We start from the raw sequence: 16,496 nt of genomic DNA, 5'->3' as shown, positions 1-16,496 counted from the left end.
GACAGCGTCTTTTTTGCAAGGCTGGTAGTTGGCGAAATCGGTGATGAAGGCCAATCTCCCTCCTTGTGCAGGGCTGTCCGGGGAAAGTTATTCATAAATGAAGGCCATCTGATTGGGAGAGGCTCGGTCCCTTGGTCGGCTTGGATTGACCGGTGGCGGCTTATCGATGGTGTGCAGTTTCCGCCGCCCGAACAAGTATTGAGCGACCAGTTCTGTGAACCTCAAGATAGGAATAGTGACGCGGCGGGTGCGCGCGACAATGCGCAGCAGCGCAAAGGCGATCATTGCGGCAAAGAGTTGCAGGCGGATTGCATTGCCGTTGTTGCCGAGGAACTTGCGGATCTTGAGGTGCTGCTTGATCCATCGGAACAGAAGCTCGATGTGCCAGCGGCCTTTGTAAAGCCGTCCAATCTCGACGGCAGAGCGCTCCAGATCGTTGGTCAAAAGCGTGATGGTGTCGCCCGTTTCGCGCTGAACGCGCAGGCGACGCAGCCGCATCGGCAGCTTGCAAGCAGCCTTGCTGACCAAGCTTACCTCACTGTCTTCCACAACCAGGAAGCCGTCGCCCTGCGGCTCGGCTATAGGGCGATCACGCAGCAGCGCCAGCCTCATGTTGGATTTGGGCCGCGTCACGAAGATCGATCCGGCTTCGGCGATCGCCGTCCACCAGCCATAATGGCAGTAGCCCTTGTCGAACACGTAGGTCGCTCCAGCTTCGATCGTGATCTGGCGACCGACCTGGGCGTCGTTGACGTTGGCGTCGGTGATGTCGAGGACGCGCGGACAGTCGGTCTTCGGGTCATAGACGACATGCACCTTCATGCCGCGAATGCGCCCGTTCGACTTGGCCCAATCGCACAGTTTGCCGAGCGGAATGGGGGTCGAGTCGATCAGCCGCAGCATTGCTTCGCCCTCGCGCCGCATTTGCCTGTCGAGCAGGTTCGCCACCAGACCGAACGCCTCGGCAAAGATGGCGACCGGACGCCGTCTGTTGGCATCCGACAAGGTCGAACGCATCAACGGACCGCTGCCCAGGTGATAATGATGCTGGCTGTTGGCGTTCCAGCCGGCTTCCAGGCCACGCAAGCTGCTGCTGCCGCAGAACTGGGCATAGATCAGCGCCACCAGATGATCCCAGCTTCTGAACGATTTGTCGTACGCATCCCCGTCGTGGCGATCCACAATTGCTTGGAATTGACGCCGATCGATGGGTTCAAGAAGCTGCCCGAAGATGCTAGGTGCAAAGCGCATGCCCCGTTCCTTTTCTGAGTCTCGACAACCAGAGAAAAGACGGACAAACCCCGTTTTACGGGGCATGCACATGTGGCATTTCGATTCACTCAAAACTTTCCCCGGACAGCCCTGCACAAGTGGGGAGATTGGCAGCTTCGACCGTCCACTCACCACTGCGATGTTGGAGATTGGCGAAAGCCGGCATGACGTCTGATCTCCCCCCAAGTGGGGGAGATGTCCGGCAGGACAGAGGGGGGCGCGAAGGATCGCTACGGAACGTTTGCTATTGCATCTGACCGTCGACGGTAGCCGCCGACCGGCTTGCAACGCGTCAAGCCACTACTTCCCCAGCTCGATTGACCGCAGCCGTGCCGCCTCCACCGCTTCGGTCAGCAGTTTTGTCAGCCCGTCCTCGCCCATCAGCACGGCAAGTGCGGCGGCCGTTGTGCCGTTGGGGCTGGTCACCTGCTGGCGCAGCACGCCCGCATCCTCGCCGCTTTCGGCGGCGAGCGAGGCGGCGCCATAGACCGTCTGCACGGCCAGCAGCCTGGCGGTTTTGGGTGGCAGTCCGGCCTTCTCGGCAGCCACAGTCAGCGCTTCGATGAAATGGAAGATATAGGCCGGGCCAGACCCTGACACCGCCGTCACCGCGTCCATCAGGCCCTCGTCGTCGATATCTGTCACTTCGCCGCTCGCCGACAGCAGATCGGCAACGAAACGCTTCGTATCGATAGAGACCAGCCGGTTGGAAAACACCACCATCATGCCCTTGCCGATCGCCGCCGGCGTGTTGGGCATGCAGCGCACGATCGGCGCGCGATCGCCCAGAATGGCCTCGAAAGTGGCGACCGGCGTTCCGGCGGCGATGCTGAGGAAGGTGGTGCGGCCGTCATCGAAGCGCCTGTAGGCGGCGGTCGCCTCGCGGATCACTTGCGGCTTCACCGCAATGACGACGAGGGCCGGCACCGCGTCCGCTGGAATGCCGCCGGCATCCGCGGCGGCACTGCAGCCCAGCGCTTCGGCGCGCTTGCGCAGACCGGCATTGGGCTCGACAACGAAAACCGCCGCCGGAAGGAGCTTGCCCGATTTCAGCCAGCCGCAGAGCATGGCGTAGCCCATATTGCCGCAGCCGGCGAGAACAAGCCTGATCGTCATGGAAACCTCCGCTAGAGCATTGGACCCAAAAGTGGGTGCCGGGTTTGGAACAATCCGATGCTCAATTCAAAAGATGGCTTCCCAATAGACGTTCGTGGCGGGACGGGGAAGCCCTGTTGGGACGAAGATCAGGACCGACCACGAACCGCCATCGGCCGCAGCGACACCTGCCTCAGGCCGAACATGCCGAACACGAAGAACAGCCAGACCGGGTCGGCGCGACGGAAGAAGAAGCTTTCGAGGAAGGCGTTCAGCGCCGCGAACAGCACCACCATCATGAAGAAGTCGCCGAGATAGATGTTCTCCTTGCGCAGGGGAATGCGCATGTAATCGCGCAGCGGCGCGATCAGGAATGTGTAGAGCGCCACGCACAGCGCCGGAATGCCCATCAGCACCGCGATGTCGAGGTAGCCATTATGGCCATGCACGATGGTTCTGATGTCCCAGGCCCGGTCGAAAGGCTGGTCCTGGTTCAACAGCAGCGGCGTGCCCCAAAAACTCTCGAAGCCGTAGCCGGTCCATGGCCGCTTCGCCAGCATCTCGCCGGCGAACTCCCACAGCGTCGTGCGCCCGGTATAGGTCAGGTCGGGAAAATGGAGTGCCGCCAGATGCTTCACCGGCGGCAGGAAGACGATGCCCAGCGTGCCGATCGCTGCGGCGACGATGGCCAGCGCGAACAGGATCGGAGTGCCGAGCCGCATGCCGATCAGGCTTGGCAACACGACGATCAGGATCGAAAACGGCACCAGTCCGGCCGTCGTCTTGGAGCCGGTGTGCAGCATGAAGATCATCGCCGCGCAAAAGATCGATGCGCCCCAGAGCCGCTGTCCGCGCCGGTAGAGGTACAGCCCGGCGAAGCTGAAGCACGCCATGACGGGGCCGGCGATGTTCTTGTGGGTGAACACGCCGCGCCACAGGCCGGCATGCTCCGGCTCCAGCGACGCGGTGGTGTGCAGCGCCTCGTTTGGAAAGACGAGGAGCCCGATATAGGAAAGCCCGATGACGACGACGATGGTGAAGATGATGACTTTCGAGAGGGCTTCGGCGTCGCGCGGCAGTGCCAGGATCGTCGCCATCGTCAAAATGCCGATCAGCGTGAAGAAAGCGGCGCGCATGGCCGACGGCGGATCGGTTGCCATCACCACCGAAAGCATCAGGAAAGCCAGCATCAGCAGCCAGGACGGGCTGAGCAGCGAACGCACCACGCGCGGGTCGGCAAAAGCCATGAGCGAGAAGACCGAGATCGCGCCAAGCGAGCCGAAGCCGAGCTGGTTGACGATGTCGCCGCCATCGCCGGTCGTTGCGGCGCCGGCCGGCTGGAACGGACGGAACGACACCAGGATGACGGTGAACAGCAGCGCGGCGATCGCGGTCGCGACGCCGTCGCGTGTGAAGGCCGCGCTGAGCGGCGCGCGTTCAGTTCTTCTCAGGCTGCCGGTATTGCTCATTGGCATATCCGAATTCGGCAAGCACACGGCCGACAGCGACATGGACTGGGTATAAGGCCGTCGCCAATGACCCCGTCCGCGCCAGCCTGGCCGCGCCGCGAAACGGCGAGACGGCAAGCAGCGCCAGGCTCTTCAAAAAAACCCTGGTGCCGGCGAACGGCGTGCCGGCCCGTTTCTTCTTCTCGACCAATGTCGAGATCACGCCGTTGCGCAGGCTGCGGGCACGGATCCAGTCGGCCTCGATGCGCCGGGCCGGAACTGTTTCATGCACTTGCGCTTCGGCGCACCAGCCAAGCACAAAACCTCTTTGTGCGGCCCGGCTCAGAAAATCGGAATCGCCGCCGCCCATGAAGTTGAATTTCAGGTCGAGGAAGGGCGGCCCCATGGCGGTGAGCACGTTGCGGCCGACCAGCAGATTGCCGGAGGAATACAGCGCCGGCACCCGCCCGGTCTGCCGATAGGGTGGCGCAAAAACCGGGTGCTCGGCCCATCTGGCATGGGCCGCATCGGCAAACACAGGCATTTGCGGGCCGCCGACAATGTCGGCACCGAGCGTCTCGGCCGCCTGGCACATGCGCTCGAGCCACTGCGGACCGGCGATCTCATCGTCATCGATGACCAGCAGGTGGCTGAAGTCGGGAAAGTGCAGGATCGCCGTTTGCCAGCCGGCATTGTAGGCGCTGCAATTGCCGCGCTCATGCGCGACGATCACCATGCCCGGGATGTCGCCGCGCTCGAACAGCGGCAGCGCCGCCCTGGCGCCGGCGCGCGCCTCGGCTTCGTTCTCGATGACGATGATTGCGAAGCGTCTGCCGGTGTCCTGGGCCGTGAGCGACGCCAGTGTCGCCAGCAGCTGCTCGGGCCGTTTGAAGGTCGGCAGCGTAACGACCGCCTCGACGGCAGCGGCGACGAGTCCCGGCGACCGCCCTGCGATCGATACCGAACCGTCCGATGGCAAAGGGATCATCCGTGTCCAGCCCGGGATGGTGAGTTTGGCTCTCGATTAGCATCGTGATGATAACGTTTCGTTAATCACCTTCGCGGACAAGCCGGCAAATCGGCAACGCCGGGCCACCAAATGGCTTCACTTAATCTTCACCGCGCTTTGCTAGTTGGTCAGCGCTGGAAAGGTGAGATGCATCTGCTGTTCGCCACATCGATCGTGCCCGACGGTGCTCTTGCCTCGGGCTATGAGATCGCCAATGCCGCAATCATCGCCGCGTTGCGGCGCGCCGGCGCGCGCGTCACGGTGATCGGCTTCACCTGGCCGGGCAAGCCTGCGAGCGATCCGCAGAACACCATCGTGCTCGGCGCCGTCGATGTGCGCACCGAAACCGCCTCATCGCTGCAAAAGCTCGCCTGGGTTGCAAGGGCGATGCTCTCCGGCCTCACTTTCGCGTCGGTCAAGCTGCGCGTTGTCAACGACAGTGAGATCCGCGCCGCCGTCGAACGCGTCGGCCCTTTCGACGGCTATGTGTTGAATTCCGTGCAGTTCGCCGGCGCCTTCGAAAGGCTTTTCGGCGACCGGCCGTCGATTTTCGTCGCTCACAATGTCGAGCATCGTTCGGCGCAGGAGAACGCCGCTGCCGCCGGCGGCCTTTTCCAGCGCCTGCTGTTTCGCCGTGAGGCAAGGCTGCTCAAGACTGTGGAAGAACGGCTCTGCCGCCGGGCACGCTTCGTCTTCACGCTGGCCGAGGAAGATCGCTCGGCACTCGGCGTCGCCTCCGACCGCCGGTCGGCGGTGCTGCCGCTGGTGACTTGCGCCCAGCCGCCCGTGCAAAAAACCCCGCGCCGCATCGACTGCGACGCGGCGCTGATCGGCACCTGGACCTGGCAGCCGAACCGCATCGGCCTCGACTGGTTCCTGGAAAAGGTGGTGCCGCATCTCAGGCCCGATTTTCGGGTCAGGATTGCCGGCGGCATGCCGTCGGGCCTCGCGTCCGCGCATCCCGGCGTCGAATTCGTCGGCCGCGTCCCGGACGCGCAGGCTTTCGTGCGCAGCGCCGCCGTCATCCCGTTGATCAGCACCTCCGGCAGCGGCGTACAGCTCAAGACCATCGAAACCTTCGAGCTCGGCCTGCCCTCTGTCGCGACCAGCCATTCGCTGCGCGGCATCGACCATCGCCCGGTCAATTGCGTCGTGACCGATGATCCGGTCGCCTTCGCCGGCGCCCTTGAAGCAGCGGTTGCCGATGTCGGGGACGTCGACGGCAGCGCTTTCCACCGCCGGCAGCTGCAGGCGCTCGATGCCGCAATCAGGCTCGGCCTGGAAAAGCTCGGGCCCGTCGGCCAGGAGATGCTTGCATGAATATGCACAACGCCCGCGCCGTCTTCGGGGCCGACAGCTTGAAATCGATCCTGGGCATCCCGGTCCTTGCCATCGGCTGGGACGATGCGGTCGCGCTGCTGACCCGGTTGATTGCAGAGCGGCGCTTCACCAAGGTCACCTTTCTCAACGCGCACAACGCCAATGTCACCTATACGGACCCGGTCGTTGCCGAGGCGCTCGACGATTTTCTCATCCTGCCGGACGGCGTCGGCGTCGATCTGGCGGCGAAACTGCTTCACGGAGCGCCGTTTCCGGACAATCTCAATGGCACCGATTTCATCCCTGCCTTCCTGCAGGCTGCCGCCAGGCCGCTAACCGTGGGGCTGCTCGGCGCGACGAAGGTCAACGCCGAGGCGGCATCGAAGAAGCTGGCAGCACTCGCGTTGCAGCACCGGTTCGTGGTCGTCCATGACGGTTATTTCTCTCCCGCCGAGGAGCCGGCAATCGTCGATCGCATCGCCAGATTGCGGCCGGACGTGCTGCTTGTCGCCATGGGCGTGCCGCGCCAGGAATTATGGATCGCGCGCCACATCGACGCGCGCCACTGCACGCTGCCGATCGCAGTCGGCGCGCTGCTCGATTTTCTGAGCGGCACGGTGCCGCGGGCGCCGCTGTGGATGCGTCGGCTCAGGCTCGAATGGCTGTTTCGGTTGTGGATCGAACCGGGCCGTCTCTGGCGCCGCTATGTCGTCGGCAATCCCCTGTTCCTGTGGCGCGTCATCGGCCAGAAATTCTTGCGCAGGCCCGCTCCTGCCAGAACCAGCCCTGCGGCAGGCCGCGGAGCAGATCATTGAACAACCGGTTCGTTTCGAGCCCTGATCGCGAGGCCGATTTCCTTCGCCGGACGCCGACGGCGGCGGTCGTGACGGCAAGCTATGCGCCGGATTTGGAGCGCTGCCACCTGCTGTGCGACACAATCGACCGCTACGTTTCCGGCGTGGCGCACCACTATATCCTTGTCGAGCATCGCGATGTGGCGCTGTTTCGTCAGCTGGAGAACAATCGCCGCACCATCGTCGACGAGCGCGACCTGTTGCCGCGCTGGCTGCATGCCTTCGACGATCCGCTCAGCCTGTTCCGCCGGCGCATCTGGCTCAGCCTGAAGACCATGCCGCTGCGCGGCTGGCATGTGCAGCAGCTTCGCCGCATCGCGATATCGGCGCACGCCGGCGAGGACGTGCTGGTCTTCTGCGATTCCGACGTGGCGTTCCTAAAACCTTTCGACTGCAGCGCCTTCTGGCGCGACGGCAAGGTGCGGCTGTTCCGCCGCGACGGCGTGCTGTCGGGTGACGGTCACGAGCAGCATCGCATCTGGTCGCGCAATGCCGGCTCGGCGCTCGGCATCGAGCCATCGGAGGTTTCGACCCACGACTACATTTCGACGCTGATTGCCTGGCGCCGCGAAACCGTGACGGCGATGTGCGCCCGCATCGAGAAGATCCACGGCCGCTACTGGGTCGAAATCGTCGGCGCGGCGCGGAAATTCTCCGAATGCATGATCTACGGCCGCTATGTCGACGACGTGCTCGGCGGCGCCGGCCATTTCCATGGCTCGGAGGAGTTCTGCCGCGTCCACTGGACGGGCGAGGCGCTGTCGGATGACGAGTTCCGCCGCTTCGTCGCCGCCATGGCGCCGCAACAGGTGGCCATCGGCATGCAGTCGTTCATCGGCACCGACGTCGGCCGCATCCGCCGCCTGATCGGGCTGGATTAGTCCCTCAAACCGGCTTCGCCGGCCTGCGCATCGCCGAATAGGTGAGCAGCGCCGAGGCGAGATAGAGCAGCAGGAAGACGACGTTGAGCGACAGCACCAGATCGGGCGTGCCCGGGATATTGGTCAGCACATAGGTCAGCAGCACCGCCTTCATCCCGGCAAGCAGGGCCAGGTTGATCGCCCGCACCAGCGTCTGGCCGCGCGCGAACAGAAGCTCGGCCTGGTATTCGACGAGGTTGCGCAGGCCCGGCACGCAGATCGCCAGCGCCACCAAGGGGGCGGCCTCCGCAACATTGCTGCCGAGCGCGTTGGGGAAGAAATGCAGCACGATGCCGAGTGTCGCCAGCGCCAGCGTCGAGACCGCGAACACGCCGCCTTCGATGCCGCTCTTGACCGAAAGGCGCGACAAGAGCTCCGGCGCCCGCATCATGCGCTGCACCAGCATCATCGAGAAGGTGCGGATCGGGATCGCCGTCAGGTCGACCAGCCGCATGATGATGGCATAGATGCCGGCGAGGTGCGGGCCGCCGATCGCCAGCACCAGCAGCTTGTCGAATTCCATCTGCAGGTAGAACAGCACCTCTGCGCCGGCCACGTAAATGGAATCGGCGAGCCGCCTGAGATAGAGCGCCAGCCGCAGCCGCAGCCGCTGGCGTGGATAGAAAAATCCGAAGGCGATGAGCAGCGAGACGGCGTTGGCGCCGATGTAATACCAGGACCAGACCCCTATGCTCGGCTGCGCCGCAAACATGAACAGCACGGCGCCGAGCGCCCGCAGGGCCGTCGCCAGGATCGTCATCAGGGCGGCGCGGCCGAATTTGCCGAGACCGTTGTTGACGATCAGCGCCACCTCGACCGGCCGCCACAGCAACGCCTCGGCAAATACGATCGCCGCAAACACCGACAGCGGCACGGTGCTGGCAAAGAACACCAGGTAGACGCCGTAGGCGGCGGCCGCCAGCAACGGCAGCGATATCGCACCAAGCAGCAGGAAGCCGGCCGTGAAGGTGCCGATCAGATTGGGGCGGATGGTGGCGGTTCGGTAAAGCGCCGAGATGAAGCCGAAGGCCAGGATGCGCGACAGCATCACGCCGGCCGCCGAAGCAGTGGCGAACATGCCGAACTCGGCGATCGACAGCGTGTTGGCCAGCGCGATGAAATAGGCGAGCGAAAACACCAGCCGCCCGCCCGCGCCGCTGATCGCCGAAAGATAGTCGCGAACCAGCCGCCGTCGCTCGGCCAGGAAAGCGTCGATCCGGGCGAGATGCCGTTTTTGCGGGATGTTGCCTGCCTCAGTCATGTGTCGAGACAGCATAGGCCGGAAAGTTTAACGCGCGGTTCTGGGCGCTATCGATCGCTTTCCAAGGACACAACCCAGGAGGGAAACCTTGTCTTCAAGGCAGGGAAATTAACCTTTTGTTTCCTATGCTTGTTTAGTATGGCTTAACGAATGGCTGACCGCGCGTCCAAGCCGCAAAGGGCAAGCTCCACGACAATGGTCGACAGGCAAAACCGGGAAGATTGGAAGCGCGAGCGGTCCTTGCTGGCGCTCGGCCAGGCATTGCGCGGCGAAGAAGAACCATCGCTGGTTGCGATCGGCGGCGGGGCGTCATGGCGCGAGGATGCCGCAACACGCCATCGTCGCGCGCGTTCACGCCGCGAGGGGCGAACGCATCCGGAATTTTCGGCAACCCCGGAGTTATCGGCAAACGATGAAACTTGGTTTCAAGCCGACGATGCATCGGCTTCGGCCGCCCGGATGCCACCTGAGACCGACGACGCGGCTGATGCGGGCCATGCGCAGGCCAGGCAGCGGGAGGAGCCGCTTGCAGCCGGTGTCTCCGAGGACCGGCGTTCCGATGCCGATTCTCGATACGCCGCGTTCGAGCCTCGACACGCCGCGTTCGAACCTCGATATGCCGACGAAGAACCTCGATACGCAGATGACGAGCAGCGGTCTTCCCGCGAGGAGGACGACAGATGGAAGCCGTTGATCGATCCGATGCAGGTCGTCCGCGGCATTGCCCGCTCGAAGCTGCTGATCGTCGCCATGACGATACTGGGCGCCGCGCTTGGCGTCGCCCTCGCGCTGTCGACGCCGAAGAAATACGAAGCCACCGCAGAGCTGATCGTCGACCCGCGCGACCTGAAGCTCACCGACCGCGACCTCACCCAATCGGTGGTTGCGTCCGACGCCACGCTGGCCATCGTCGAGAACCAGGTTCGCGTGCTCACCTCCGGCACCGTTCTCAACAAGGTCGTGGACAAGCTCAATCTCGTCAATGATCCGGAGTTCAATGGGCAAGGGGCCGGTGGCCTGGGGATGATGACGTTGATCCGGTCGATGCTGTCGCGCAATGACGGGCCGGCTGCCGGTGAGGGCCGCCGCCGTGCGCTGGCCGTCGCCAATCTGGCCGAGAGCCTTTCGGTCGAGCGCGGCGGCAAGACCTTTGTCATCTCGGTCAGCGCCACCACGCAACATGGCGAGAAGTCGGCGCTGATCGCCAACACGATGACGGATGTTTTTCTGCAGACTTTCGGCCAGATCCAGTCCGATACCGCTGGCCGCGCGACCAACGAGCTGACCGGCAGGCTCGACGAGCTGCGCAAGGGCGTCGAAGTGGCCGAGCGCAAGGTCGAGGATTTCAGGGCCGCGCACGACCTCGTCGACGCGCAAGGCCATTTGATCAGCGACGACGAGATGCTCAAGCTCAACCAGCAGCTGGCCATCGCCCGCGCACGCACGCTGGAACTCAACGCCCGCGCCGCGTCGGCGCGCTCGATCGACGTGAGTTCGGTTCTGAGCGGCACCTTGCCGGAGGAGATCAACTCCAACACCATGAGCGAGTTGCGCTCGCAATATGCGACGCTCAAGCAGGAGGCCGACCGCGCCGCGATCCGGCTCGGGCCGCGACATCCCGAGCTCCAGGCGCTCAATGCCCAGCTTGCCGGATCGCGCGAGCGTATCGTCGGGGAACTGCGCCGCATCGCCTCGTCGCTGCAGGTCGACCTCAGGCGCGCCGTGCAGCTCGAACAGGATCTGGCCTCGCGGCTGGCGCAGTTGAAAGTCCGCAGCGGCGACGTCAACAGTGACCTGGTCACGCTGCGCGAATTGGAGCGCGAGGCCGCCGCCAAACGCTCCGTCTATGAACAATATCTTCTCCGCGCCCGGGAGACCGGCGAGCAGAAGGACATCAACACCGCCAACATCAACGTGATCTCCAAGGCCTTTGCCCCGCTCGAGCCGAACGGACCGTCGCGCGCCATGACGGTGCTTGCCGGCCTGCTAGCGGGGCTTGCTTCCGGTGTCGGCCTCGGCGCCATGCGCGGCGCTTATGCGAGCCTGCGCGAATCCGCCGATTCGCGGCCGCGCCGCCGGGCAGAACAGCGCCGGACACCCATTGAAGACAAGGCATACAAGGCGTCGCCGCCCGTTCCGCCCCATGCCGGGCCTCATCCGCAGCAGCACTATCGCCAAGCCTCGTCGGACGAGGCAGATCAGGCTTGGAAAGCCGCTGAACAGCAAGCCTCCATCGAGGAAATCCGAGCCAGCCTGCGCGAATTCCGCGAAGCGGTTCGCGAACTCAGCGAAAGCCGATCGCGGCGCTATTTCTGAGCGCCCGATAGAATAAAAGCCATCTGTTTCGAGTTAGCGGCATAAGACGGCGCTTTGACGGGATTGCCCGGTCGGATTTTCGTGAGAATGCCGCGCTGCATGGAGCCCAAAAGCACGCCCCTGGGCTTGACCCGAGGGTGCGCAGCGGTTTTGGGACGACGACATGCGCAAACAAGGACTCAAAGCGCGCCGCAGGATGTTTCAGACGCGACGCGCTTTCAGCAGAACGACGTTGAGGATGGTTGATGGCCGAGTTGATTGACGGAAAAAGCGTTGCCGAAGGCGTGGTGCGGCGCGTCAAAGCGTTGACGATCGAACTGATGGAAAAGGGCGCGCACAAGCCCGGTCTCGCCGTGGTCATCGTCGGCGAGGATCCGGCGAGCCAGGTTTACGTCGCCTCCAAATCCCGTACCGCCAAGGAATGCGGATTTCATTCGGTCCAGCACACGCTGCCGGCCGAAATGTCCGAACAGGAACTGCTTGCTATCATCGGCGAACTCAACGCCGATCCCGCCATCAACGGCATCCTGGTGCAGCTTCCGCTGCCTGGCCATATCGATGCGGGCAAGGTCATCCAGGCAATAGCGCCGCAAAAGGATGTCGACGGCTTCCACTTCATCAATGTCGGCAAGCTCGGCACCGGCGAACTGGAGACGGCGTTCGTGCCTTGCACGCCGGCCGGCTCGATGCTGCTCATCGAGCGCGTGCGCGGCAAGGATCTTTCCGGGCTCAATGCGGTGGTCGTCGGCCGCTCCAATATCGTCGGCAAACCGATGGCCAATCTTCTGCTTGCCGCCAACTGCACCGTCACCATCGCGCACAGCCGCACCAAGGACCTGGCCGCACTGGCGCGCACCGCCGACATTCTCGTTGCCGCTGTCGGCAGACCAGAAATGGTCAGGGGTGACTGGGTCAAACCGGGCGCCACCGTCGTCGACGTCGGCATCAACCGCATCGCGGCGCCGGAAAAGGGCGAAGGCAAGACCCGCCTCGTCGGTGACGTCGCCTATGCGGAAGCGGCCAAGACGGCCGGTGCCATCACGCCGGTGCCAGGCGGCGTCGGACCGATGACCATTGCCATGCTGATGGCCAACACGCTAGCTTCCGCCTATCTCGCGGCCGGATTGAAACGGCCGTCTTTCTGAACCTGGAAAGCCCAAAGCTTTGCCGAACCTCACTGTTCCCTCAGAGCGGCCGGTCACGAATGATCCCATTCACGGCGGCCGGCAATTCGGGTTCCTGCTGGTCGACAAGTTTTCCATGTTCTCGCTGGCCGCCGCAATCGACACGTTCCGGTCGGCCAACCGGCTGCTCGGCCACGATTTTTATGGCTGGACGACGGTGTCGGCCGACGGAGATGCCGTCATGGCCTCCAATGGCCTGCCGCTCAAGATCGACTACGCTGTCGCCGATTTGCCGCCGGTCGATATTCTTTTCGTCTCGGTCGGGCTGACGACCGAGTTTCCCGGCAAGAGCAAGGTGCTGGCGGCGCTGCGCAGCTGGGGCCGGCGCGGCAACGCGCTCGGCGCACTGTCGGTCGGCTCCTATCTGCTCGCCGAGGCAGGCCAGCTCGAAGGCTATCGCTGCACCATCCACTGGGAAAACCGCGCCGGCTTCGTCGAACGGTTTCCCGACATCAACTGCACCGGCAATGTCTTCGAGATCGATCGCAAGCGTTACACCTGCGCCGGCGGCACCACCTCCATCGACCTGATGCTGGAGATCGTGCGTGGCGATTTCGGCTCGAGCCTTGCCAACGGCGTCGCCAACCAGTTCCAGCACGAACGCATCCGCTCCGCCGGAGACCGCCAGCGCGTCGGTCCTGAGCGCGACCTGACCGGCAAATCGGAAAAGCTGCGGCGCATCGTCGAATTGATGGCCGACCATCTCGACGAGCCGCTGTCGGCGGTGCAGCTCGCCAAGTCGGCCGGCCTGTCGGTGCGCCAGGTCGAGCGGCTGTTCCTGCGTCATCTCAGCGTGACGCCCGGCCGCTACTACATGCGGCTCAGGCTTGAGCGGGCGCGCGAATTGCTGCGCCAGACCAACATGCCGATCCTCGACGTGGCGATCGCCACCGGCTTCACCTCGCACTCCTATTTTGCCCAGAGCTACCGGCTGCAGTTTGGCCGGCCGCCTTCCGAAGAGCGGCGCACGACATATTGAGCGGTTTGGCGCAGTCAGCGCCGCCATGTGCCCGGCGCCCGGACTTGTATCCTGACGCGGCGTCAAGTAGCTTCGCCCGCCTGACTGCAGAGACTGACTGGCGGCCACTGACTGGGGGGATATTTCATGGCGGGACTTGCACGGAGCATCGCTGCGGCGATTTTACTGTTGTGGATGACGACGCTCGGCCTTGCCGCCGACCGTGTCGTCATCGTTCTCGACGCCTCCGGTTCGATGTGGGCGCAGATCGACGGCAAGCCCAAGCTCGAAATCGCCCGCCAATCGCTGCGAACGGTGCTGCAATCGGTCCCTGCCGACAAGGAAATCGGCTTCATGGCCTATGGCCATCGCGAGAAGGGCAGTTGCGAGGACATCGAACTCATCGTGCCGCCGCAGGCCGGCTCGGCAGCTGCTGTTTCCGCTGTCGCCGATAGTCTGAAATTCATCGGCAAGACGCCGCTGACATCAGCCGTCAGACAGGCGGCCGAGGCGCTGAAATACACCGAGGACAAGGCCACCGTCATCCTGATCACCGACGGGCTCGAGACCTGCAAAGGCGACCCCTGTGCGCTCGGCAGGGACCTGAGGGCCGCCGGTGTCGACTTCACCGTAAACGTCGTCGGCTTCGGCCTGACCGCGGACGAGGGCAAGCAGGTTGCTTGCCTCGCCGACAACACCGGCGGCAAATACATCCAGGCGTCGGATGAGAAGGCGCTGCAGGACGCGCTGGTCGAGACCATCGCCGCCGCACCTGCACCGGCGCCCGAACCGGCGCCGCAGCCACCTGCCGCGCCGGAAAAACCGGAGTTCAACTTCATCCCCGCCGTGGTGCTCGCCGAGGGCGGCGATCCCGTCACCGAAGGCAACTCCTGGGAGATCTACAAGGCAAAGTCCGACGGCACGCGCGGCGACTACGTCGCCACCGAGTACGGCGCCTACAAAGGCAATCTGGACCCGGGCGACTACTTGATTGTCGCACGCCTTGGCGAGGCCGGGACTGAACAGAAGCTCACGGTCGAGGCGGGCCAGGTCTACGAACCCCTCCTTACGCTGAATGCCGGCACGCTCGTCATTCATCCGCGGCCAAGTGAGGGCGCGGATGTGGCCGATGGTGCGGCTGTCGTGATCGCCTATCCGGGCGTTGATATGCCGGCGACCTATTACGGCGACACCAAGGTCGTGTTGCCGGCCGGCGACCAGAAAGTGACGGTCAGGATCGGGCAGGGCGAGGTTACCGAAATCATCCCGCTCACGGGCGGCAAGCTCGTCGAAAAGGATATCGTCGTCGGCGTCGGCCATGTCGTTGCCAACGCCTATTACATTGCCGGCGGCGACAAGGCCGACGGTTCGGGCATCGGCTTCAAGGTGTTCAAGGCAAAAAAGAAGGTCGACGGAACCAGGCAAGAGGTGGCTTATGCCTATGGCCCCGACAGCAAGTTCGATCTGCCGCCCGACGACTATGTGCTGACGGCGACGGTCGACCTTGCCGTCGTCGAGCAGCCGTTCAGCGTCAAGGCCGGTGAGCATCAGGATGTCAAGATCGCCATCAATGCCGGCGTGCTGGCGATCACCGCGCCAGGAGCTTCGAAGATCGAGATTTTCGATGCGAAGAAGGACATCAACGGCAACCGCAAATCGCTCGGCTACGCCTTTGACGAGAAATATCAGGCGGCGCTGCCGGCCGGCGACTACGCCGTCGTCTCCGAAAAGTTGGACAACAGCTCGAAGGAAAGTACGGTGACCATCACAGCCGGCGAGCGAGCCGAGTTGACAGTTCAATAGGAGCGCAATTCGACGCCAGTGTCGATTTGCTCGCGACGGGAACCCGGCCGGCCTTACCGGGCTACTTCGCTCGTGTTTGGAGTCCGACGTCGAAGCTGCGAGCACTCTCCGCTGATACCCAAGTCTCGGCTGTCGCCGCGAGCACGGCAGCCGAGAGAGGGGACGCGGACAGAACGGCAGTGCGCGATCTGGCTAACCCTTGATGAACGCCAAAACGTCTGCGTTGAAGGTATCGGGATCAACTTGGGCCAGTCCGTGGCAGCCGTTCTTGTAAACCCTGAGCTCCGCACCCTTTACGATTTTTGCCGTCTTCTCGGCCGAAGCGGCGATCGGCACGATCTGGTCGTCCTCGCCATGAATGACGAGAGTCGGCTTGTCGATCTTCTCCAGGTCTGCGGTCTAGTCGACTTCCGAGAATTCGTGGATGCAGTCGTACTCACCCTTAATGCCGCCCTGCATGCCCATCAGCCAGAAGCTCTCGCGCAGCCCGTCGTTGACTTTCGCACCGTCGCGATTGAAGCCATAAAACGGCATCGTCAGGTCCTTGAAGAACTGCGAACGGTTGGTTGCCGTGCCTTTGCGGATGCCGTCAAACACCTCAAGCGGCGTACCTTCCGGATTGGCTTCCGTCTTTAGCATCAGCGGCGGCACGGCACCGACCAGCACGACCTTGGCGACGCGCTTGGAACCGTGACGGCCGATGTAATGCGCAACTTCGCCCCCGCCCGTCGAATGGCCGATCATGATCAGGTCCTTCAGATCGAGCGTCTCGATCAATTCGGCCAGGTCGTCGGCGTACTGGTCCATGTTGTTGCCGTCCCAGGTCTGGTCGGAACCGCCATGGCTTCGGCGGTCATGGGCGATGACGCGATATCCGTTCTGGCCAAAGAACAGCATCTGCGCCTCCCAGGCGTCTCCCGCAAGCGGCCAGCCGTGGCTGAACAGGATTGGCTGGCCTTTACCCCAGTCCTTGTAGGCGATCTTGGTTCCGTCCTTGGTGGTGATGGTACCCATCGGATTTTCTCCTTTCGTTGAAGTGGTGATGGAGCCGCACTC

At 63.6% G+C, this 16,496-nt stretch carries 12 protein-coding genes and 1 pseudogene; 7 read left to right on the top strand and 6 right to left on the bottom strand.

From position 1 onward, the window contains the following. Positions 1-87 precede the first annotated feature (87 nt). The 4 genes from JG739_RS28285 to JG739_RS28270 form a co-directional block, all read right to left on the bottom strand. Positions 88-1,251 (bottom strand): IS4 family transposase, encoded by a 1,164-nt coding sequence (locus JG739_RS28285; protein WP_199202850.1) that lies wholly within the window; start codon positions 1,249-1,251, stop codon positions 88-90. 321 nt (positions 1,252-1,572) lie between these two features. Next, a complete protein-coding gene (proC, locus tag JG739_RS28280; RefSeq protein WP_202364388.1) occupies positions 1,573-2,388 on the bottom strand; it encodes a pyrroline-5-carboxylate reductase in 816 nt (271 codons plus the stop codon). Between the two features lie 128 nt (positions 2,389-2,516). Further along, complete coding sequence (locus JG739_RS28275; RefSeq protein ID WP_202364387.1) at positions 2,517-3,836, bottom strand: O-antigen ligase family protein; 1,320 nt, start codon at positions 3,834-3,836, stop codon at positions 2,517-2,519. Beyond that, positions 3,805-4,803: a glycosyltransferase family 2 protein gene (locus tag JG739_RS28270; protein WP_202364386.1), complete on the bottom strand. Its 999-nt coding sequence runs from the start codon at positions 4,801-4,803 to the stop codon at positions 3,805-3,807. The genes JG739_RS28275 and JG739_RS28270 overlap by 32 nt, the downstream gene beginning before the upstream one ends. A 168-nt stretch (positions 4,804-4,971) precedes the next feature. On the opposite strand from JG739_RS28270, the gene JG739_RS28265 reads away from it, so the two are divergent. Genes JG739_RS28265 through JG739_RS28255 form a run of 3 tightly spaced genes read left to right on the top strand, consistent with a single transcriptional unit; the run spans position 4,972 to position 7,879 of the window. Beyond that, positions 4,972-6,144, top strand: coding sequence for a glycosyltransferase (locus JG739_RS28265; protein ID WP_202364385.1), 1,173 nt, complete (start codon positions 4,972-4,974; stop codon positions 6,142-6,144). Then, a complete protein-coding gene (locus JG739_RS28260) occupies positions 6,141-6,959 on the top strand; it encodes a WecB/TagA/CpsF family glycosyltransferase (protein WP_202364384.1) in 819 nt (272 codons plus the stop codon). The genes JG739_RS28265 and JG739_RS28260 overlap by 4 nt, the downstream gene beginning before the upstream one ends. Next, positions 6,956-7,879 carry a DUF6492 family protein gene (locus JG739_RS28255; protein ID WP_202364383.1) on the top strand — a complete coding sequence of 308 codons (924 nt, stop codon included), beginning with the start codon at positions 6,956-6,958 and terminating at the stop codon, positions 7,877-7,879. The genes JG739_RS28260 and JG739_RS28255 overlap by 4 nt, the downstream gene beginning before the upstream one ends. Before the next feature lie 4 nt (positions 7,880-7,883). Here JG739_RS28255 and JG739_RS28250 read toward each other — a convergent pair whose 3' ends face one another. After that, a complete protein-coding gene (locus JG739_RS28250) occupies positions 7,884-9,179 on the bottom strand; it encodes a lipopolysaccharide biosynthesis protein (RefSeq protein WP_202364382.1) in 1,296 nt (431 codons plus the stop codon). A gap of 195 nt (positions 9,180-9,374) precedes the next feature. Between JG739_RS28250 and JG739_RS28245 the strand changes: the two genes are divergently transcribed. The 4 genes from JG739_RS28245 to JG739_RS28230 all read left to right on the top strand — a co-directional run bounded on the left by JG739_RS28245 (position 9,375) and on the right by JG739_RS28230 (position 15,440). Beyond that, positions 9,375-11,495, top strand: coding sequence for a GumC family protein (locus JG739_RS28245; RefSeq protein ID WP_202367681.1), 2,121 nt, complete (start codon positions 9,375-9,377; stop codon positions 11,493-11,495). Positions 11,496-11,740: 245 nt separating this feature from the next. Then, the gene (gene folD, locus JG739_RS28240) at positions 11,741-12,640 is read left to right on the top strand and encodes a bifunctional methylenetetrahydrofolate dehydrogenase/methenyltetrahydrofolate cyclohydrolase FolD (protein WP_202364381.1); all 900 of its coding nucleotides are present in this window, start codon (positions 11,741-11,743) and stop codon (positions 12,638-12,640) included. Between the two features lie 19 nt (positions 12,641-12,659). Further along, the gene (locus JG739_RS28235) at positions 12,660-13,658 is read left to right on the top strand and encodes a GlxA family transcriptional regulator (RefSeq protein ID WP_027155553.1); all 999 of its coding nucleotides are present in this window, start codon (positions 12,660-12,662) and stop codon (positions 13,656-13,658) included. A gap of 126 nt (positions 13,659-13,784) precedes the next feature. Further along, positions 13,785-15,440, top strand: coding sequence for a vWA domain-containing protein (locus tag JG739_RS28230; RefSeq protein WP_202364380.1), 1,656 nt, complete (start codon positions 13,785-13,787; stop codon positions 15,438-15,440). Positions 15,441-15,632: 192 nt separating this feature from the next. Here JG739_RS28230 and JG739_RS28225 read toward each other — a convergent pair. Beyond that, positions 15,633-16,454 (bottom strand): annotated as a pseudogene (locus JG739_RS28225) (alpha/beta fold hydrolase). Between the last annotated feature and the right edge of the window lie 42 nt (positions 16,455-16,496).

Origin of the sequence: Mesorhizobium sp. L-2-11 (genome assembly GCF_016756595.1) — a bacterium.
Classification (GTDB): Bacteria; Pseudomonadota; Alphaproteobacteria; order Rhizobiales; family Rhizobiaceae; genus Mesorhizobium.
This window is presented reverse-complemented; position numbering and strand designations above follow the sequence as displayed.